We start from the raw sequence: 20967 nt of genomic DNA on the forward strand, positions 1-20967 counted from the left end.
GCCCTACCAGTTGTGCAATTTCCGTGAGGCCCGGCGGATCATTTAAGCGTTCGTTGATGAGATCTCTGACAGCAATTATTTTTTCCTTGTCCGTTTTATTTTTTATAAAGACGTCCTTTTTACCTGCCGCATAGTTATATGCTTCCGCAGATAGTACCAGTAATTCAATACTTTTTGATAACAGGAATAATTTCTTCAGTTGTCCCGTAAAGCGGCAGTTCATGATCTGCCCTATTACCTGTTGTGTGGCAGCGTCAATAGGACCCCAGTTTTCTGAAAGCAGCGCTTCTTTTCCTGCCATCACGTGCTCACAAAATCGTTGCAGGTATTCATTGCCTGTTTGTGTAAACTCGATGAACAGGTTTTTGGGAAATTGTATCCCAAAAGTTTCTATCTCTGCGGCTTTAGGTTGTACTTCAATTTCAAATCCATTAGAGTACATAATATTGTGATGACCACCTATGAGGTCAAAGGAACGGTTCAACTGTTTATAGGAAAAAGCGTAATCTCCTTTCAGTCCAAAATGCAGTCGTACCACATCGGTATCGTTGCTGGTACGCATATGATCTGCTTTCTGGTAATCCGTCACTGTATGTGTTAGCCGGATGTCATCACAAAACCAGTCTGTAACGGTGGTCACACTGTTGGGGGTTGTTAACTGAAATTGTTTATCGTGGTTCGTCATACACGTTAAAATTACGAATAATAACTACCTTTAAAAAAGTGCCTTATTTGTCCCCTTCTTTGAAATCCACAACTATTCCTGTTGTTAATACAATTTTCCGGCCGTATCGCCGGCATATCTTTGCGTAATCAGAATATCAAATATAAAAGCAGATTATCTTATGGAATACAGAACATTAGGAACAACAGACGTACAGCTGTCTGCCATTGGTTTGGGCTGTATGGGAATGAGTCACGCCTACGGCGTACCCGATGATGTGGAATCTATTGCCACACTTGAAAAAGCCCTTGAAATAGGCATTAACTTCTGGGATACCGCAGATGTATATGCAGCCGGCAAGAATGAAGAACTGGTATCCAAAGTGCTGAAGCCCAACCGTAATAAAATCTTCATTGCCACCAAATTTGGCTTTTCGATGAATACCGATGTGCGCGCCGGCAACTTCGACGGTTCTCCCGCCTATATGAGAAAGGCCGTGGAAGCCAGTTTAAAAAGACTACAAACGGATGTAATCGATTTATACTATGCCCACCGCATTGATCCTAACGTGCCGGTAGAGGAAATGGTGGGTGCGATGGCTGAGTTGGTAAAAGAAGGTAAAGTACGCTACCTGGGCCTTTCGGAAGCTTCTGCCAACACGCTCCGTAAAGCGCATGCGGTCCACCCCATCAGTGCGTTACAAAGTGAATATTCCCTCCTTACCCGGGATGTGGAAAAAGAGATACTACCGGTGTGCAAAGAACTGGGCATTTCGTTTGTCCCTTTCAGCCCGCTGGCCCGTGGTCTTGTTATCAACGACCTGGATGTAGCCAAACTGGGGGATAACGATTTCAGAAAACAATTGCCCCGTTACCAGGGCGAACATGCAGAAAACAATAAGCTGCTGGCCACCGGATTTGCTGAACTGGCCGCCGGAAAAAATTGTACACCTGCTCAACTGGCACTGGCGTGGGTACTTGCACAGGGAGATAACATTATCCCCATCCCCGGTACTAAAAGAAGAAAATACCTGCTGGATAATGCCGGCGCTGTAGACGTTCATTTAACAGCTACCGATCTTCAAAACCTGGAAGACCTGCTGAAGAAATATCCGAATACAGGCGAAAGGTATAACGAAAATATGAACAAGCTGGTAGATAGAAGCTGAAACAGCTGTTAGCTGTTAGCTTTTAGCTATTAGGAAATGCAGCAAAGATTAATAAATGTTAGTCTTCGCTGCATTTCCTAATAGCTAAAAGCTAACAGCTAACAGCTAAAAAAAAATGTTAGTCTTCGCTGCATTTCCTAATAGCTAAAAGCTAACGGCTAAAAGCTAAAAAACGGATATAACGCTGTTTCCACGTGGGCTTCTTTCATATAACCAGCCATTTTATCCGCGATGTCGGGATGTGCGACTGCTACGTTCTTTGTCTCCGCAGGATCTGTGGCCAAATCATATAATTCTACTGCTCCATCCGGATGCTGTTGCGCCTGTTGTCTTACCGCCTTCCAATTACCTTGTCTCACCGCCTGACGGCCACCATCTTCATGAAACTCCCAATAGAGATATGGATGTTGCTGTTGTCCTTTACCACCTGTTAAGGCAGGTAGCAGCGATACACCGTCTGTGTAGGGCATAGACGGCGCCTTGGTCAGTTGTGCCAGTGTAGGCATAATATCCCAGAAAGCACCCTGGAATGAATTGGTACTGCCTGCTTTTATTCTGCCAGGCCAACGGGCAATAAAGGGTTCACGGATACCACCTTCGTACAGGTCTCTTTTTACACCACGGAAACCACCGGCGCTGTTAAAGAAAGCCGGATCTGCACCACCTTCTGTATGTGGACCGTTATCACTCGTGAATATCACCAGGGTATTTTTGTCTAATCCCAATGCTTTCAGGTGTGCCATCACCTCGCCTACATAATTATCCAGGCGGGTCATCATGGTAGCAAAGGTAGCGTGTGGATAGGCCTGGGAGGCATAACCAGGCACGGTGGCTTTAGGACCATAGTCGTTGCCTTTGTATGGTTTCTCGGCAAACTTACCTTTGAAATGCCGGAAAAGGCTATCATCTGGTACCTGCAGTTCTGCATGTGGCAGGGTATAGGTCAGGTAAAGAAAAAACAGTTTGCTTTTATTTTCCTCCAGGAACCGGAGGGCCTGCGCCTGGATCATATCTGGTGCGTAAGTACTCATGTGTTCCAGCTGCCCGTTTTCCGGCAGCACTACTTTGGTATCATTATCCCAGAGATGTGTGGGAAAGTAGCGGTGCGACTGCCGCTGGCAATTGTAGCCATAAAAACGATCGGTTCCCTGTTTCATCGGATCACCGGAAGAGCCTACCGGCCCCAGTCCCCACTTACCAAAGATGCCGGAAGTGTACCCAGCCTTCTTTAGTACTTCCATGATCGTTATAACGGTGTCGGCTATAGGTTGCTGCCCTTCGGGCTGTACTTCCTTGTTACCACGGATAAAAGTATGCCCCGTATGTAAACCGGTAATGAGCGATGCCCTGGAAGGCGCACAAACGGAGGTGCCGGCATAAAACTGCGTAAAGCGCATGCCTTGCTTCGCCAGCTGGTCAATATGTGGGGTGCTGAATTTTTGTTGACCATAAGCACTGAGGTCGCCATAGCCTAAATCATCTGCGAGAATAAAAACGATGTTCGGAGTAGTCGTTGCTTTTTGTTGCGCTTTAACGGACAGCGCCAACAGCGCTAGTCCTGCTGCCGCGGGTAGCAGTTTTATTAAAATGTTCCTGTTCATAGTTCGTTGTTCTAAGCTGTCCAAAATACAAAGTATTCCGGAAGTATTTACAACAACAAAGCCGGCAGGAAAAAACCCGCCACCATAGCGGAAATCCCTATACGCATGAAGCTATGATGTAATGAATAATGTCAGAAACGATGGTACCCGCAAAAAACCATCGTTATCAACAGCTTTTTGCGGGTACCTATTTATTTTGTTGTTGCGAACTACATCTTAAACACTTTACCACCCACCATTACTTCCTGGGTAGCCTCATCAAATGTGGCTTTCATGCCGGTACGATAGGCGGCATTGCCCATGATCAGTGCAATAGAGTGTGAGTAAGCGGCTTCAATAGGTGCATTGGGCTGCTTACGTTCACGCACACAGGTCATCCAGTTGCGTACATGCGCATTCGTGAGTGGATCGCCGCCGGTGTTGGCACTGGTAGTAGCTGCATCTTCATTGCTGAGCGTTTGGGCAGTCAGCAGGTTAGCATGCATCCCCATTTCCTGTGCTTCTTTTTCCGTGAGGCCACCGGTAGAGCTGATTTTGTTGGTAGACATATCGATGGTACCACCATTGGAATAATAGATTTCTTTGGTGCCTCCGGCAGAGTTATGAAAACGGCTGCTGTATGTTACCTGGAATCCGTTGGCAGGATCATTTTCAGGGCCGTAGTCGAAAACGGCAGTGAGGGTATCCGGATTTTTCCGGCCATCTTTCCACATATAAATGCCACCGTTGGCCACCGCGCTGCGTGGGTGTTTCAGGCCGCTGAACCAATGCACGGTATCTATCTGGTGCGTCATCCACTGACCGAAGATACCGGAAGAATAAGGCCAGAACAGGCGGAATTCCAGGTATTTGCGCGGATCCCAGCTATCCTGCGGACGGCCTGCCAGGAAACGTTTCCAGTCGGTATCAGATTCGCGGATCGATTGTACCAGGTCCGGACGGCGCCAGCGACCGGGCTGGTTTACATTCCAGGTCATTTCTACCATGGTAATAGGACCAAACTTGCCTTGTTGTATGAAATTGGCAGCAGCATGATAGCTGGGGCCACTGCGGCGCTGCGTACCMACCTGCATGATGCGGCCGGATGCTTTCACTGCTTTCAGCGCATTACGTGCATCTTCCATGGTTTCGGCAAAAGGCTTTTCACTGTATACATCGCACTTATTCTTCACCGCTTCTATCGTATGATAAGCATGCTGAAAATCGGCGGATGCAATGAATACCGCGTCCAGTCCCTTGATATTATACAGCTCATCATTATTCATACAAGCCTGTACGTTATGCCCGGTTTTCTGCTGCAGGAAAGCCTTTCCTTCGTCCCTGCGTCTGTTCCAGATATCAGATACCCCGATCAGGTCGAAATTCAGTTCTTTGTTGTTATTGAAGAAAGAAGGCAGCAATGCCTGTCTTGCACGATCGGAAAATCCAACCAATCCTACGTTCACGCGGTCGTTGGCCCCCATGATGCGCGCATAGCTGCTGGCAGGCATGCCCATGGCGCTGATAGTAATACCGGCTCCTGCCAGTAATGATTGTTGCAGGAATTCCCGCCTTGTTTTTTTTGATGCAGACATATAAAGGAGTTTTCTGTTTTTGTTACGTGGTTATTTATTACTGGCTATTTCACGCCCCAGGCTTCTTTCAGTTGCCCCTGCAGGTAATCAAATGCCGGTTTATATTGTTTAGCAGGATCATCCCAGCGACATTCCATCATGATATGACCGGTGTAGCCTATTTTATGCATAGCGGCGAAATAAGGCTTAAAATCATCTCCTGCAACACCTGGCGCTGCCCTCTTTTCTTTTTCCGCAATATGGCAATGCACCAGTAGTCCCCTGGCCTTTTCAATATTGACAGCCGGCTCGTTTTCCCGCAGCATATGATAAATGTCTGCCGTTAGCCGGAAGTTAGGATGATGAATCGCCGTTGCCACCTCAATGCCTTCTGCCAGGGTATTGATGAAATTGGTTTCTGTTTTATTCAGGTTTTCCATGGCAATCACGCAATCGTATCTGGCAGCAATCACGGCCATCTTACGCCCCAGCAGAATAAACTGTTGTACTGCCTGCTGGCGGTCCGCGCCTTCCGGTATTGTACGGGCTTCTCCGCTGCCCAGCACAATGAGCTTTACTCCTGCTATTTTGGCGCGCTGCATCACAGAATCCACATAGCCTAACACCCTGGCTTCATTTACTTCGTTGCCGGTGAGTTTAATATACCCCGGCACAAATACATTACAGCTCTGCACTTTGCAGCGACTGTTGCGCAGGGCATGGAGCTGCTCACGGAACTGCGCTTCACTCAGAGAGGGCGACAGGATTTTACGCACAGTTTCTTCCAGGTAAGTAAATCCGCTGCTGGCGGCGATACTGTCGTTGGAAAAAGAAGTACAGATCCCGATGGCAGGTAACGGCGCTTGTGCATTCGATTGCAAAAATGCGCCTGAGAGTATGGAAAAAATGAATAACAACCATGTTTTCATAACGTCTGGGTATGTTTAATGTGGAATACGGAACAGTAGCTTTAAGATAGTATCTAATTCCGGAAAAACAAAATTTACCGGGAGTGTCTTCATTTGGAGACCGGGGAAAGCTAACACGGGGAAAACAGTATAAATTATCCGTTATATTTGCTGACAACACAATTTACCGAATGGACCCACTATTAACCCTTCACATCAGGATCATTAACCAGGTATTTGAACTGGATAAGAAAACCGCTGCAAAACCAGAGCTGTCGTCACTGCAGCGCAATGTAGACCGTATCAAACAACACTTCGAAGAAGCCGGTTATACTATTCTGAACCCACTGGGAGAAGCGTATCATGAAACAAGAATAGATTACGAAGCCAGCATTACCGGTGATATGGCCCCGGAAATGGAAATTGTGAATGTTATCAAACCAGTCGTATATTATACCGAAGGCGGACAAAAATCCATTTTACAAAAAGGGGTAGTCATCGCCGCTGCAAAATAAACCTATGAGCAACCAAATTAATTTCGGCATTGATCTGGGCACGACCAACTCCCTGATCGGCAAGTTTCAGAACGGTACCGTAGAAATATTCAAGAATCCATTCGGTCAGAAAGAAACATTGCCTTCCGTGGTAGCCTTCCGGAAAGACAGGATCATTGTGGGCGATAAAGCCCGGGAGCTGATAGAGAAAGATCCGGAAAATGTGTTTTCTTCTTTCAAAAGAAAAATGGGGACCTCGGAATCTTTTTTTGTGCCCAATAYCAGCGATTTTAAAACACCGGTAGAACTATCTGCCATGGTGCTCAGAGAACTCAAGAACTTTATATATACCGGCGAAAAGCCGGATGCGGTGGTGATCACCATCCCCGCCTCTTTTGATACCATCCAATCCAACGCCACCAAAAAAGCAGGCAATGATGCCGGCTTCAGAGAAGTACAGCTGTTGCAGGAACCCATTGCTGCGAGTCTCGCTTTTGCCAACAAACAAACAGATGCCGGCAGCTTACAGGGACAATGGCTGGTGTATGACCTGGGCGGCGGCACTTTCGATGTGGCGCTGGTGAAGATCATTGACGGCGAAATGCGCGTAACGGATCATGAAGGCGACAACTACCTCGGCGGCGTGGATTTCGATATCGCCATCATAGAAAAACTGGTGGTTCCGCAACTGCAGCAACAGGGACAATATCCCGATCTGCTCACAGAGCTGCGCAGCGCCCGCGGGAAATATAATACCCTGTATCATATCCTGCTGAAAAAAGCGGAAGAGGTGAAAGTACAACTCACCAACAGCACCGCCGCTGAAATAGAATTCGAAATCAACGAAGAGGATATATACCTCACCATCACCCGGGATCAGTTTGAATCCGTGATCTACGACAGCATCCAGTACTCTGTGGATCTCGTCAAAAAAATACTGGTCCGTAACAACCTGGCAGCCGCCGATATCATGGAAGTAGTGATGATTGGTGGCAGTACCTACATCCCACTGGTAAAAAAACTGGTAGCAGCGCAACTGGGCATTGCCGTTAACTGCAGTGTAGACCCCACTACGGCCGTAGCTGTGGGCGCCGCATGGTATGCAGGCACCCGATCCGTTTCGGCGCTTAAATCGCCTGAAAACAAGCCCGCCGTTGCCGGTGAACTGAATATCCAATTTAAAACAGCTTACCAGAAAAATACCGCCGACAAAGAAGAGTATTTCACCGCGATCGTGACTGGCCCCGTAGCAGGACTGAGCTACCGCATTGTACGGGCAGACGGTGGCTACGACAGCGGCATCAAACCCCTGCAGGAACGTATCTCTGAAATGCTGCTGCTGGCAGAAAACAACAACAATGTTTTCAACATCCTGGTATTTGATGCTGCCCACAACGAAGTAGCTGTGCAGGCACCCGTTATCGCTATCACGCAAGGGAAATTCAATATCCACGGACAACCACTCCCCAACGACATCTGTATAGAAATAGATGACCTGGAAAATAACACCACCAAACTGGAACTCATCTTTGAAAAAAATGCCATCCTCCCGCTGCGCAAAACAATTATCAAAGAAGTGATGAAAACCATTCTGCGCAGTGGCCAGGATAGTTTACTCATCAACGTAGTAGAAGGCAGTCGTTACGCAATCCCCGGTAGCTGTGTACCACTGGGCATGATTGAAATCAAAAGCACCGACCTGGTGACAGACCTCGTGAAAGGCTCCGATGTAGAAATCACTTTACAGATCAGCGAAAGCAGAGACCTCTCCGTAAAAGCAGTGCTGTTGATGAATGAACAGGAATTTTCTGAAGTGTTCAACCCCATGGTACGACAAATCAATATGGGTAAACTGCAGGACGATATCCGGCAACTGAGAATACAGGCAACGGAAAAACTGAAGACCTTCAAAAACAGCCAGCAGTACGAACTGGCAGCTACCGTGCAGGACATACAATCCGACCTCGACTATATCAGCGGCCGCCTGGAATTGATCAGCACCGATGATGTAACAGATGAAAAATACCAGCTGGAAGAAAAGAAACGGAAACTGGCGCAACTACTGGACAGTACCGGCAAAGATCAGCAGATAGTGGAAGTAACGGAAAACTATTTCAGGCAAAAAGACTATTGTCTGCGAAATATCCGCGAAGAAAACGACACACCGCGACTGACCAGGTTCGAGCAAATCATCAAAGAAGAAAGCACTTATCTTTCCTCTCAAAGCTACTATACCATTAAAGCTAAAACCGATGAACTGATTAACCTGGGCTGGGAAATTGTCCGTAATAAACCATCTACCTGGATCAACAACTATTACTTCTACTCCAATATTCCACCAAACGATTATACCAACCCACAAATGGCTGCCCGGTTCATGGAAATAGGCGAAAAAGCACTGGAGCGACAAAATTATGAAGAGCTGAAAGCCGCCGTATACCAGCTTCACAACCTGATGCCGGATGATAAGAAAACAGATCAACAACTGAAAGGTACCGGTATCGGGTAAACGTTATTCACCTAAATACAGGTCTACCCCCTCCGCATTGTTGTCGAGGAGGTTCACAAATAAATTAGTGCCATCGGTACCAATCTCCACAGGAATATACCTGTTAGAGTGCTGCCAGTACGTGGAATCCAACACAAATGATAGCGCACCATCCCGTAAAAAGGTGTTGGCGTTTTTGTAATTCTCCGCGAAATAACCCTTTGCACGATAGATCACATCTGACGTGTCTGACTCTTTTACCGCCGTCCAATGTTGTCCGGCGTAAAAGTAAACCCGGTTGGCAGCTAACTGTAGTGGCAGGAAAGTGCTGTCGTGTGGTAATATATAGCAGGAATAAAAAGAATCAGGCGTTTGTAACAAGGCTACCATCGCTACTTCCAGCCGGTTAAAAATACGCAGACTTTGTTTATGCAATGGATCGGCAAAGTCGCCTGTATTGATTGCGCTGCTGTCTGTGGGTGGTTTCGGCATTTGTGCCGGAGCCTTATAGGCAGTGCCCTTCAACGAGGTCATAAAGCCGGGACCGTACACATCATCACCGGTATGGGGTGAAACAGGTACTGTATCGTACACCGTAACGGCCATGCTTTTTCGGGATAACGTATATTCCAGTTGCGCTATCAATAACTTCATCTGTGTTGCGGTACGGGATTTGGTAAAAAATCCTTCTACGTTAAGGGCATGTATTCCTCCGCTTTTTTTATTCTTATTGAATTTGTTGGTTATACTCACTKCAAGTGTCAATACAACAGCCGTGGCCATCAAAATCAGGAAGAATCTTACCCAACGCCGCAAAATGGGACTTAATGAGTCTCCTATCAAGGTTTCTATCGGATGCCTGCTCAACTTTGTCTTCCGGTAATCCAGCAATTCCTTTTTGCGGACCTGCACCCTTTCCTGCACATAATCGGTGGTATGTAGCTGCTCCACTAATTCCAACACTTGCTGCCCCCGCTTAAAGTCCTTCATATAAACAGCCAGTGCCAGGTTAATCATACTGATGCCATAGTCACTTCTCCACTTATTAAATTCTTCCGGTAAAGTATTCAGTTGCCTGATAAGCGTGGGATTAGCGAAGCGTACCAGGTACTTCCAGATATATGCCCCGCCATTATTTAATTCATCAACAACAGCTTTCAATTCGTTATCCATCACTGTCAGATAACGCAGCACCCGTTGATAACTGACCGTGGTATATGCACCATCCAAGAGCAATGGACCGGCGAACAGGTATTCCATTGTGCGCACATCCTGATTTTTCAGGCTATTCAGTATCGCTACTGTAAACAATGGCTCATAGTAAGGCGCAATAAAAAACAGGAACGATGGGTCTTTATACAACACATGATCCGCAATCTTTCCTTTCATTTCTCCTGTTTCCAGGAAATGTAATAATGCCGGATCTGCCGCTATTTGCTGATGATAGATGAGTTCCTGGGAAGATTGCAACTGATCGAAAAATTGCAGCAGGTCATTTTTACTGAATAATTGTCCATTCGCTTTTAGCAACTTATCATCTGAGAGTTCTACTTCTGCCAGCATTTTTTTCCGGAGAAGGGATAACGCAGCACTGTCCCGCAAATCTACGGGACCACCATTCATTTTCGTCAGGAAAGTCAGGGGGTTCAGGTATTTCATCTGGCAGCAAAATAAGGAAAAAGAAGTAAAACTATGGTAGATGTTACCATCCGCTGCCATGCAGAAAATCTATTCTCCTATCTTCATATCTACCCCATTGGTATTATCCGATAGTTGTTTCAAATGAAGTACCTGCTCAGCAGAAGCTGATACTTCCATTGGGATATAGCGGTTAGATGTTTTCCAGTAGGTGGTATCCAGGATAAGCCGCACCGCCGATTTCCGTAAAAAAACATCGTGGTTAAACCCCGGTAACATAAAAAACCCTTTCACGGTATATGATGGTACATATTTCATGGCCCAGTAGCCGAGCCAATCCGGGTTCCATAAAAGCCCCACATAAAAATACACCTTGCTGAGCGATAATGGTAAAGGGATAAATGCGCTATCATGGGGAGCTACATAGCAAGAGTAAAAAGAATCTGGTGTCAGGATCATCGTAATCAATTGTGCGTCCTGCCGGTTAAAAACACACAAACTTTGCCGGTGCAATGAATCCTCCCAGCTACCGTCTTCCCGCATCCGTGGCAGACTCCTGTTATATCGTGGCTGAACAAATTGAGCGCCAACATTCCCTTGTTTTCTGATGGCCTCCATAAATGCAGGGCCATACAAGTCGTCACCGGTAGCAGGGGTGGCAATCGCAGGATACTTTTGAATACTTTCCACCTGATCACGGGGTGTTATTGCCAACTGAGACAACAGGTATTGCATAGTCCAGTAAGTGCGGGAGCCGGAAAAAGCGCTTTCTTCCACTACCGGAGTAAACAGCTCCTGGTGCGTTTCCTTTCTCCCATAGTAATTACCCAGCATAATCACCAGTACTATAAAAATGCTGCACCCTATTTGTATAAGGCGATCGTTTGTTAATCCCCTTTGAGCTAACAGTTTACCCAGCCAGGTAGTGGGTTCTTTCCGGAAAAAAACAGACCGGAAAGCAGCCTGGTCTTCTTTTACATACCGGATATATTTTTCTACATTTTCCTGCACATAGGAAACGCTTTTCAGCTGCTGCAGCGTGCCTAATATCTCCAATGCTTCTTCCTTATAATGGTTGGTATTCAGTACCAGCGCAAAGTTGATCAGGAGAATCCCGTAATCACTTCTTTGCATATGAAAGGCATCCGGCAGGGCATTCAATAATTGCACCTGCGTAGCTCCGATGTAAATATCCACCTGCTCCCATCTTTCCCTGGCGTCTTTTGCCAACGCTGCCCTCACCTCCTCTACCCTTGCATATTGCTCCTTCAACAAACGGAATACTTTATCATAACACCGCTTCATCGCTTCTCCATCCAGCAACACCGGGTTATTAAACAAGTATTGTAATGTTACTACCTGCTGTTGCAGTAAGCTGTTCAGCACCGCTGTAGTAAACAACGGCTCATAAAAAGGCGCTATAAAAGACAGGAATGATTTGTCTTTGTATAGCGCCTTATCTGCAAACAGTCCTGTGATAATACCTGTTGCCAGGAATTCGGATAAAACAGGATCTGATTTTATTTCCTGATGAAAATGTAACTCTTTTTTGTTTTGTAAGCTATCGAAAAAAAGCAGCAGGTCATTTTTGCTGCACCATTCGCCGTTGATCTGTAATCCCTTATCAACTGTAAGTTCCAGCTCTGCCAGTATTTTTTTCCGGAGAAGCGACACAGCAGCAGTATCTGCTGAGTCGATGGCAGCACCATTCATTTTTTCCAGGAAGGCAAGGGGATTACGGTATTTCATATGCCGGCAAAATACTAAAAAAAGTAATTCGTCCGGTTTATGAAAATAACAGGTAAGCCAGCACCAGCGTCACCACTACGTTAAACGACTGGGCTATCAGGAACGCATATACGGGCTTCCTGCTTTCTGTACCGATCAGGTCCTTGAAATTTGTTTCCAGTCCTATGCTGGTGAAAGCCAGTGCAAACCACAGCCCCTGCAAACTTTTCAAGGGCGCTTTCAGCGGCGCAATGGCTGCCGGAGAAATGAAAAAAGAAAATACCAACGAGGCGAGAATAAACCCGATCACAAATTTCGGAAACCGCTCCCAGATCACTTTTAAAGTGGGTTTGGTATTGGCATCACCAGCATTGGGGTGTTTGGTATAGGTCCAGTATACAGAGATGGCAAATGCCGCTACCCCTAATAGCACATTCTGTGAAAACTTCACGATGGTGCTGATCTTCAGTGCGGTTTCCCCTACCAGCGATCCGGAGGCTACTACCGCTCCGGTAGTATCGATACTACCTCCCAGCCAGGCACCCGTTACGGCTTCCGGGAAGTTAAAGTAGTGCGCAATCATCGGCATAAAAATCATCATCGGGATAGCTGTAATCAGTACCAGGGAAATTACCAGCGACAGCTTTTTTGCATCTCCCTTAATAGCACCGGAAGTAGCTATGGCGGCAGATACCCCGCAAATGGATACCGCACTGGATAGCATCATGGTGAGTTCATTATCTATCTTCAGGCGTTTACATACCCAGTAGGAAAAATACCATACAGACAGTACCACTACCAATGCCTGGATAAGGCCCAGCGCACCGGCTTTCAGTACATCTGAAAAAATGATGGTAGTACCCAGTAACACCAACCCTATTTTCACAAAAAATTCAGAGGTCAGTGCTTCGCGGAACCAGGTGGGGAGTTTAAAAAGGTTACCTATCAATAAGCCTATAATGAGACTGAAAATAACTGCTTCCAGGCCATATCCGTTCAGTGTGGCATTACCAGCGATGATGAGGGCCAGGGTAGTCAGTATAAAAACTACCGGAAATACCAGCAGCGTATTTTTCAGTGATTTCCCGGTCAGAAAGGATCCCAGCAATGCAATGCCGATCACATAAATAAACTGTGCACCTATCTTCAGTAAGTTGGCGCCGGCTAATACTTTACCGGTAAGATCTGCGCTGCTGCTCCATTTGTATTCCGGGATAGCTACCACCACACCGGCCATTGAAAGAAGAATGATCAGGAAACCAAGCGTAACAATGGCCCAGTCTTCCTGTAAATAAGACTTTACTGTAGGCATATAGATTCATTAATGATAGTGACTACTCTAAAAAATATCTCTCAGCACAGTGTTGGCAGCATGGTAACCACACATGCCATGTACGCCACCACCCGGAGGCGTGGCAGAGGAACAGATATAGATCCCTTTGGCAGATGTCCGGTAAGGAGATATACGCATAGCAGGACGGGTATATAACTGCCGGATATCAATAATGCCGCCATTGATATCACCACCTACATAATTCGGATTATAGACTTCCATCTGCTGTGCATTCATGGTATGTTTAGCCAGGATCAGGTCGCGGAAACCAGGCGCAAAACGTTCTATCTGTTTTTCAATAATCGCGGTCATATCTACCTCAGATCCGTTGGGCACATGGCAATAGGCCCAGGCGGTATGTTTACCTGCAGGCGCTCTTTCGTCAAACAGGCTTTGCTGTGTTAACAGTACAAAGGGAGCCGCATTATGCTGTCCGTCATATGCCCGTTGCTCCGACAGTGCAATTTCCTCAAAGGTGCCACCCAGGTGCACCGTAGCCGCTTGCCGGCATTCCGCTGCAGTAAAAGGAATGGGGCCACTTAATGCCCAATCCACTTTAAACACACCGGGACCATACCGGTAGCGTGATAGCTGTCGCTTATAATGCGGAGAAAACTTATCTCCTGCAATCGTCAGTAATTGTTTAGGGGTGAGATCAAACATCACCGCGTGATGCGAGGGCAGTTGAGACAGGGAACTAACGTGCACGCCTGTTTGAATTTCGCCACCCAGCGAAATAAAATACTGCGCCAGGGCATTCCCGATGGCCTGTGAGCCACCTTTGGGAACAGGCCATCCATGCCGGTGGCCTACAGCCGATAATATAATACCAATCGCTGCAGAAGCAGTATTGGTGAGCGGTTGAATCGAGTGTGCCGACATGCCCGCCCACAAGCCTCTTGCGGCGGTAGTGGAAAATCTTTTTGCAATCGCGGCAGCAGAACGCAGGCCATTCAAACCAAAACGTGCCATGATCAATGGGTGCCGTGGAAAAGAAAAAGGTCCCAGGCTATCTTCGGCTACCGCCTCCCAATGATCCGCTACCGGCTTTACCACGCGGCGGTAGGCGTCTGCATCCACGCCCAGTGCCTGGGCAGTATCATCCAGCGAACGCGCCAGGAAAGCTGCGGTGCCATCATCAAACGGATGTGCTGCCGCCAGCGGCGAATGCACAAATTCCAGCCCGAAGTCCGCCAAAGGCAACTTGGAAAAAAAAGGAGAACCTACTGCCATGGGATGTATCGCCGAACATACATCGTGATAAAATCCCGGTAAGGTCAGCTGCTCCGTACGCATGCCACCACCAATTGTGTCTTTTGCCTCCAGCAGTAATACAGATACCCCCGCCTGTTGCAGCCTGATGGCGGCAGATAAGCCATTGGGCCCCGATCCTACTATGATTACATCGAAATCTTTCTTATCCATGAGCTAAACTTACTACCGTTGGCCGACGCGTTAATAGTCTACAAACTTAGTATACTATTAACGGGAATGCAAATAATTTTTTAAATAAGTTTATTTCTCCGGAGGCAGCGTGATTCCCATCCGGATAGCCTGTAAACCACTCAGTCCCTGCAAATCTTCCAGTTCCAGTTCTTCCATCTCTGGCAACAACACCCCGGTATCCTGTAGATAACGGATAAAAGGCAGGTAATCTTCCACATCTTTCCGGTCAGAATAAATCAGCGCGATTTTGTCTGGCTGGGTTAACCGCTCTTCGGTATTCCGGATATGTACTTTATCGATCCGTTTCTTAATCATCTGGTAGCGGATATTATAAGCGCCTTCTACATCAAATTTCCGCTCATCTGCCCGGAAACTGATGTCTATCGGGTGGTTATGCACAAAGATGAGCTGTGTGGTATGCAGTTCCCTGGGCATCTGTGATAATAGTCCATGGGTGAGTCCTGCTATGGTAACCATGGAAGAAAGCTGCCATAAACGGAGATTCTTTAAATGGAAATGACTAAAGGGTTTATCCGGCGAAATAGATTGTCCTATATAGATATCATATTCCACGCCGTCCGTTCTGAATTTCTCAAAATAGCAGGGATAGGATTCCTGCAATTTATTCTTCTCTGATTCAAAATACTGGTTAACCGTACCATTGATCAGCTGCATAGAGGCTTCCAGCGCGGCTTTGTTCACTTCACCGGCCAGGCTTTCCAGACAGGATTCAATTCCCTCCGCCGTTTTGGGAAACTGTATAGCGATGTGACGCAAATATTCTACGGCCTCCACGTCCAGGAATCTGTTCAGTTCATTTTCATCAGAAGGACTCAGTTGTTGCTGTAAAATTGCCTGCTGCCATTGCTGGCAACGATAGATCATCTGTTTTAACAGGTCATTCTGCTGATACTGCCGCAGGCTATCCAGCGTGGTGGCCAGAATACTCAGGTGACTGTCCAGATCGGCAATAATAGCTTTATTTCTCTCTACCGTTGAATTCCTGATATCAATAGCACCATACAAAGGATATACCTGTTCAAACAGGATATTCTGAATGGTCACCGGCAACTTCTTCTTCGTATTATAGAGATAGTGCCACGCAGCTTCATTAAATTTCCATTGTACCGCCGGCTGTATGGACGTGAATTTTTCCTTAATCACATTTTCTATCTCCAGGTTAAACTCTTCTATATAAATCTGCAATAGCTGTGCAATGGGGCTGATGGCAGGTTCCAGCAGGGCGAGTGTTTTATCATCAAAGGTATCTTCGCCCCAGGTATGCACGGCCATAATACCTACCAGCTCGTGTGCATAAAAAATGGGCATCAGTCCCAGCGACTTCACCCCCTGTTTACGGAAATGTTCCAGGAAGGCATATTCTTTCTGGGTTACCTGGAAAATATCAGCAGAAAAAAAGAAGATGGGTTTACTGGCAAATGCTTTCGCCTGACGGCCAAATTCTTCCGGCGTCAGCCGGTCTTCGCCCCATACTTCAAACAGGATGCCGGTACCCCCTTTTTCGAAACTATACACCGGTACATCGTTTACCCGCAGGAAAGGAAACAGGTCAAACTCTATCTTACTGTTACGGACCAACGATTTGAGTGATTGTATCACCTCGTTGAAACTTTTTTCGGCAACTAACGCCGTACGGGAAAGTCTTACTTTCTGAATATTTTCTACCGCCTTCTGTGCAGTGACATCTGTTACTGTGATCACAAAAAATCCGCGGAAACGGAACAACTCCAGCGGCAGCATTTCTTCCAATATTTCAAATCCGCCGCCTTCACTCAGATGTGTATAGAGTTGCCCCATATCTATTTCCGGCAAGGGGCCTTTGGCCGTTACTTCTACAAAATCGGCATTAAAGTTCACCGCATAATACTGTAGCAAACCAGTGCCCTTATTGATTCCCGCGTGGTATTGTTCTCTTTTAACAGGTACAAAAAAATTATAGAGTCGTTGCAGGAGGAAAGAGTACAGCAACTGTAAACGATCCAGGTGATAGTCTGCCGGCTTACGGCTTACCTCATAGTCAGTATTCTCTCCTCTTTGTCCCAGCAATGCATATAGCTGATCGGTGCCATAAAAGGTAATAGGCTTAAACGGGAAGCAGAGCCCCCAGGCCAGGGTTTCTTCAGATCTTATGGCGGGAGAAAGACAGGCATACACGTATTCCAGCTGTTTAACATAGCCGGGGGTATCTTCTACGGCGATATCCCCGTGACCGATATCTGAAGCTTCAAATTCTTCAAGCGTTGCTACATACATCCGGGCTTTCACGGTTTGCTCTTCACTGATCCTCTTTTTAAGCCAGGCGATAAACGGTTCAAAGGAAATGGCAGCATCAATAGCCAGTGGCTGTGCCTTATTTCCCGACACATCCAGTATGGTTGTTTGCATAAAATGGGATTATTCTTTCGTTACCAAAGGTATGGAATTTGGGAGGTGTAACACACAACGTATGGCCCGCTAATATAAATAACTTAACTTGTTACCCTGTAATTCTACATCACCCCGATTATAACATTTCTAAACAACTACGCATCATGAAAGCAATCTACCTGTTAACGGCTGCGTTATGCCTGTTAATTACCTCCAACACTTATGCACAGCAGGACTCTGCTGCTATGATGAAAGCCTGGATGGACTACATGACACCAGGGCCTGTTCACCAGAAAATGGCCATCGGCGATGGTGAATGGACTGCCGATATGACCATGTGGGAAAAGCCCGACGCTCCTCCTACCAAAACTACTGGTGGCTGCGTCAACAAAATGATCCTGGGTGGCCGCTATTGTGAAAGTCGTTATACCGCCAACATGATGGGAATGCCTTTTGAAGGCATTGGCACCCTGGCGTACGACAATCAGCGGAAAGTGTTTATCGACACCTGGATTGACAATATGGGCACTGGTATCACCATTATGGAAGGCACCTGGGACGATGCCACTCATTCCCTGGAATTAAAAGGTAAAGTTGTTGATCCTATGAGTGGAAAAGACTGCTGGCTACGGCAGGTGACCACCTGGAAGGATAAAGATCACCAGGTTATGGAAATGTACCGTACACAGAATGGTAAAGAAGTAAAAGAAATGGAGATCGCGCTAACGCGGAAATAAAGTATTTTTTCCTGCTCGGGACTAATCAGGTCCTGAGCAGGAAAATTGGTATTAACGCAGCAGGCTACCCGGCGTAATACCAAACTGCTTCTTAAAAGCCCGCTGAAAATGTTGCGGATGACTATAACCCAGCTGGTAAGCTATTTCAGAAATATTATGTTGCCCTTCACGGATCATTTGCTGTGCACGTGTTAACCTCGTTTCGTGTATAAAACCATATACCGTTGTATTAAATAATTCCCGGAATCCTTTCTTTAATTTAAACTCATTCAGCTGGCATAACTTCGATAATTCCGCCAGGGAAGGTGGCTGTTCCAGCCGTTGTTGCAGCAATACTTTTGCAGCATGCAGTTTATCAATGTCGGCAGTGGGAATAGTGRCTCCTTTTTTTGTGGGTGCCTGCAACAGTGATTCACATTGCAGGGAGAGCAGGTCCAGTATTTTTGATTCGAGATATAACCGCTTTAAGCCATCCGGATCCGGGTATTCCCAGATGGTATCAAAGATATACTTCATTTTTGCAGTCAGCATGGGCGTGGGAGATTCCAGCAAAAAAGGTTGTCCGGCGTATATCTTCTCCGAATATTTTTCCAGTTCCGGCACATATGCACTCAGCAACTCCGACATTTTTTCCGGCCAGATATGCACGCCGAATGTGCGATAGTTGCCATATCCCACCAACTGGTTTTCCTCCAGCGTACCCGGGTTGAACAACAGGTTATGCGATCCCCTGGCACATAGTTTCCGTCCGGAAAATCCTTCCATGGTCTGATAGATATCTCCTTCTACCATGAAGTTCATTTCCACAAATGGCTTACTATTAAAATGTTTCCAGGACGGCGTAAGGCAGTCGGTATGCAAACGACTGTCAACAATCCCTATATTGTTTACCAGGGCAATGGTTACCGTGCCTGCTTTATTTTCGAACGGCAACGCCAGTTGCTGCACCACGCCCCTGTCAGGTGAAAAAATCTGTTCATATGTGGCAGGGGCAGGAGGTAATGTATGCGCTTCCATACCGGTGTATTTTAATTTTCACAGATGGTACAAAGTTATCCGTTATATGCCATCTGCCCGGTCAATAAAAGGCCAATTTTATCAAAAATAACAGATGGCTATGTCAAACAAAATTAGTGAGAATAACGAACAAACACCGGTATTAATTGCGGGTGGCGGATTAACGGGGTTATCGGCCGCATTGTTCCTGTTGCAACAGGGTATACGGCCCCTGCTGATAGAGAAGCGCCCTACTACTTCCGTACATCCGCGTTCCCGGGGCTTCGATGTGCGTACCATGGAACTGTTCCGGGAATTGCAGCTGGATGGGGCCATCCGCGAAGCGGGTAAAGCACTGGCCGCGGCCTGGGGTATTTATACCGGCGATAGCTTACCCGCTATCCTCAGCCAGGTAGGCGCTGCCTTCAATAAAGTAAAGCATCCCATAGAACTCCCCGGCCTGGAAAAAATAGCGGCACTCAGCCCGGTTGCCGGCGCCCGCTGCACCCAGGACCTGGCTGAACCCCTTTTGCAGCAAGCGGCCATCGACAGAGGCGCAGATGTCCGCTTTCATACGGAGCTATTGTCGTTCACCCAAACCGATGATCATGTAATTGCGTACATCCGTAACCGTGATACCGGTATCAGCGAAACCATTATCTGCCGGTATATGATTGCAGCAGATGGTGGCAGCAGCCCCACTCGCCGGGAACTATGTGTTGAAACCACCGGCCCCGGCCCACTTGGCAACCTGTTGAATATTTATTTTGAAGCCCCGCTGGGAGAAGCCGTACGTGATCGTGAATTCAGCATCGGTATCATCAAAAAAACCGGCATTACCGGTATGCTCACCGCCATCAACAATAACGACAAATGGGTGATGCACCTCCATTATGATCCACAACAGGATAAGCCGGAAGATTATACTACCGAAAGACTGGAAAGCATTATCCGGGAGGCGATCAATATGCCGGAAATACCCGTACGTATTATCAGCATGATGCCCTGGAAGCCCACCGCGAATACAGTCACCAACATGCAGCATGGCCGCATCTTCATCGCTGGTGATGCCGCCCATCAAATGACACCATATGGCGGCAAAGGCGCTGCCTCCGGCATACAGGACGTGCATAACCTGGCCTGGAAACTGGCGCTGGTACTACAACACAAGGCACATCCTTCTTTGCTGGATACCTATTCCCCGGAAAGACAGCCGGTGGGATTACGAAACGCACTGCTCTCCGCTGAAATGGCTGATGAACAAGGATTAGTCGATCCCAGCAGCCTGATGAAACAATTTACTAACGTCACTGAGGCAGAAGCCTTAGCCGGGATGATCCACCGGCTGGGCCTCCCCGATTATTGCTATACTTCCACCGCCATAGCAGGCAAACCCCTCATTACATCACCAGATACTATAAAGACTGAAGGACAACCCGGCACCCGCGTACCACATCAATGGCTCACCGAAAATAACACGCGTATCTCCACGCTCGACCTAGCCGTCACCCATTTCACCCTGGTAACAGCGGATGTATCACAAGCCTGGAAAGACACCGCAGCAAAATTGGAAACCCTGTTTCGTATTCCCCTCCCCGTGAAAGTGATCACGGACGAACAATGGCTAACCACTGCCCACCTCGAAGCCGGAATGGCACTGCTGATCAGACCCGATGGGTTTATTGCCTGGCATTCCGCAGATCCATCTTACACACTGGAACAGGCGCTCAAAAGAATATTGGGCGTAAAAACACAGGAAGCAGTAACGGAAAAATAAAGCGGCGATTTTCTGTCTTGTCCAGGATTACACTGATTTTCCGGATTT

15 protein-coding genes are annotated in these 20967 nt (G+C 46.9%); 5 read left to right on the forward strand and 10 right to left on the reverse strand.

Translation table 11 applies throughout. From position 1 onward, the window contains the following. Nucleotides 1-685, reverse strand: a 685-nt coding sequence (locus AC1DP6_RS35105) for a hypothetical protein (RefSeq protein ID WP_477059066.1), incomplete at its 3' end; no start/stop codon positions are given. A 160-nt stretch (nucleotides 686-845) separates the two neighbouring features. Between AC1DP6_RS35105 and AC1DP6_RS35110 the strand changes: the two genes are divergently transcribed. Further along, the gene (locus AC1DP6_RS35110) at nucleotides 846-1832 is read left to right on the forward strand and encodes an aldo/keto reductase (protein ID WP_477059067.1); all 987 of its coding nucleotides are present in this window, start codon (nucleotides 846-848) and stop codon (nucleotides 1830-1832) included. A 158-nt stretch (nucleotides 1833-1990) separates the two neighbouring features. Here AC1DP6_RS35110 and AC1DP6_RS35115 read toward each other — a convergent pair whose 3' ends face one another. From AC1DP6_RS35115 to AC1DP6_RS35125, 3 genes are all read right to left on the reverse strand, one after another. Beyond that, the gene (locus tag AC1DP6_RS35115) at nucleotides 1991-3433 is read right to left on the reverse strand and encodes an arylsulfatase (RefSeq protein WP_477059068.1); all 1443 of its coding nucleotides are present in this window, start codon (nucleotides 3431-3433) and stop codon (nucleotides 1991-1993) included. A gap of 209 nt (nucleotides 3434-3642) precedes the next feature. Beyond that, nucleotides 3643-5007, reverse strand: coding sequence for a Gfo/Idh/MocA family protein (locus AC1DP6_RS35120; RefSeq protein ID WP_477059069.1), 1365 nt, complete (start codon nucleotides 5005-5007; stop codon nucleotides 3643-3645). 44 nt (nucleotides 5008-5051) lie between these two features. Then, nucleotides 5052-5915 carry a sugar phosphate isomerase/epimerase family protein gene (locus AC1DP6_RS35125; protein ID WP_477059070.1) on the reverse strand — a complete coding sequence of 288 codons (864 nt, stop codon included), beginning with the start codon at nucleotides 5913-5915 and terminating at the stop codon, nucleotides 5052-5054. A 170-nt stretch (nucleotides 5916-6085) separates the two neighbouring features. Here AC1DP6_RS35125 and AC1DP6_RS35130 point away from each other — a divergent pair, with 170 nt between their 5' ends. After that, complete coding sequence (locus AC1DP6_RS35130) at nucleotides 6086-6409, forward strand: hypothetical protein (RefSeq protein ID WP_441572050.1); 324 nt, start codon at nucleotides 6086-6088, stop codon at nucleotides 6407-6409. Between the two features lie 4 nt (nucleotides 6410-6413). Beyond that, nucleotides 6414-8897 carry an Hsp70 family protein gene (locus AC1DP6_RS35135; protein WP_477059071.1) on the forward strand — a complete coding sequence of 828 codons (2484 nt, stop codon included), beginning with the start codon at nucleotides 6414-6416 and terminating at the stop codon, nucleotides 8895-8897. Between the two features lie 3 nt (nucleotides 8898-8900). On the opposite strand, the gene AC1DP6_RS35140 is transcribed toward AC1DP6_RS35135, so the two are convergent. The 5 genes from AC1DP6_RS35140 to AC1DP6_RS35160 all read right to left on the reverse strand — a co-directional run bounded on the left by AC1DP6_RS35140 (nucleotide 8901) and on the right by AC1DP6_RS35160 (nucleotide 17427). Further along, nucleotides 8901-10535, reverse strand: a complete 1635-nt coding sequence (locus AC1DP6_RS35140) for a hypothetical protein (RefSeq protein ID WP_477059072.1) — start codon at nucleotides 10533-10535, stop codon at nucleotides 8901-8903. Between the two features lie 69 nt (nucleotides 10536-10604). Beyond that, entirely contained in the window at nucleotides 10605-12263 is a 1659-nt protein-coding gene (locus AC1DP6_RS35145) for a hypothetical protein (RefSeq protein ID WP_477059073.1), read from the reverse strand. A gap of 37 nt (nucleotides 12264-12300) precedes the next feature. Continuing rightward, nucleotides 12301-13554, reverse strand: a complete 1254-nt coding sequence (locus tag AC1DP6_RS35150) for a YeiH family protein (protein WP_477059074.1) — start codon at nucleotides 13552-13554, stop codon at nucleotides 12301-12303. A 27-nt stretch (nucleotides 13555-13581) separates the two neighbouring features. Next, nucleotides 13582-15000 carry a phytoene desaturase family protein gene (locus AC1DP6_RS35155; RefSeq protein ID WP_477059075.1) on the reverse strand — a complete coding sequence of 473 codons (1419 nt, stop codon included), beginning with the start codon at nucleotides 14998-15000 and terminating at the stop codon, nucleotides 13582-13584. Nucleotides 15001-15090: 90 nt separating this feature from the next. Next, complete coding sequence (locus tag AC1DP6_RS35160) at nucleotides 15091-17427, reverse strand: GAF domain-containing protein (RefSeq protein WP_477059076.1); 2337 nt, start codon at nucleotides 17425-17427, stop codon at nucleotides 15091-15093. Nucleotides 17428-17573: 146 nt separating this feature from the next. On the opposite strand from AC1DP6_RS35160, the gene AC1DP6_RS35165 reads away from it, so the two are divergent. Continuing rightward, on the forward strand, nucleotides 17574-18146 hold the full coding sequence (locus AC1DP6_RS35165; RefSeq protein ID WP_477059077.1) for a DUF1579 domain-containing protein: 573 nt from the start codon (nucleotides 17574-17576) through the stop codon (nucleotides 18144-18146). A gap of 51 nt (nucleotides 18147-18197) precedes the next feature. Here AC1DP6_RS35165 and AC1DP6_RS35170 read toward each other — a convergent pair whose 3' ends face one another. Continuing rightward, nucleotides 18198-19163, reverse strand: coding sequence for a helix-turn-helix transcriptional regulator (locus AC1DP6_RS35170; RefSeq protein ID WP_477059078.1), 966 nt, complete (start codon nucleotides 19161-19163; stop codon nucleotides 18198-18200). A gap of 100 nt (nucleotides 19164-19263) precedes the next feature. Here AC1DP6_RS35170 and AC1DP6_RS35175 point away from each other — a divergent pair, with 100 nt between their 5' ends. Continuing rightward, a complete protein-coding gene (locus AC1DP6_RS35175) occupies nucleotides 19264-20919 on the forward strand; it encodes an FAD-dependent monooxygenase (RefSeq protein ID WP_477059079.1) in 1656 nt (551 codons plus the stop codon). Nucleotides 20920-20967: the final 48 nt, after the last annotated feature.

The sequence above is a fragment of the Chitinophaga sp. 01L420 genome (assembly GCF_056399985.1).

Coding starts and splice junctions, on each gene's coding strand:
- AC1DP6_RS35160 (WP_477059076.1), bottom strand. CDS start 17,427: ATGCAAACAACCATACTGGATGTGTCGGGAAATAAGGCACAGCCACTG.
- AC1DP6_RS35125 (WP_477059070.1), bottom strand. CDS start 5,915: ATGAAAACATGGTTGTTATTCATTTTTTCCATACTCTCAGGCGCATTT.
- AC1DP6_RS35150 (WP_477059074.1), bottom strand. CDS start 13,554: ATGCCTACAGTAAAGTCTTATTTACAGGAAGACTGGGCCATTGTTACG.
- AC1DP6_RS35115 (WP_477059068.1), bottom strand. CDS start 3,433: ATGAACAGGAACATTTTAATAAAACTGCTACCCGCGGCAGCAGGACTA.
- AC1DP6_RS35175 (WP_477059079.1), top strand. CDS start 19,264: ATGTCAAACAAAATTAGTGAGAATAACGAACAAACACCGGTATTAATT.
- AC1DP6_RS35155 (WP_477059075.1), bottom strand. CDS start 15,000: ATGGATAAGAAAGATTTCGATGTAATCATAGTAGGATCGGGGCCCAAT.
- AC1DP6_RS35165 (WP_477059077.1), top strand. CDS start 17,574: ATGAAAGCAATCTACCTGTTAACGGCTGCGTTATGCCTGTTAATTACC.
- AC1DP6_RS35130 (WP_441572050.1), top strand. CDS start 6,086: ATGGACCCACTATTAACCCTTCACATCAGGATCATTAACCAGGTATTT.
- AC1DP6_RS35145 (WP_477059073.1), bottom strand. CDS start 12,263: ATGAAATACCGTAATCCCCTTGCCTTCCTGGAAAAAATGAATGGTGCT.
- AC1DP6_RS35110 (WP_477059067.1), top strand. CDS start 846: ATGGAATACAGAACATTAGGAACAACAGACGTACAGCTGTCTGCCATT.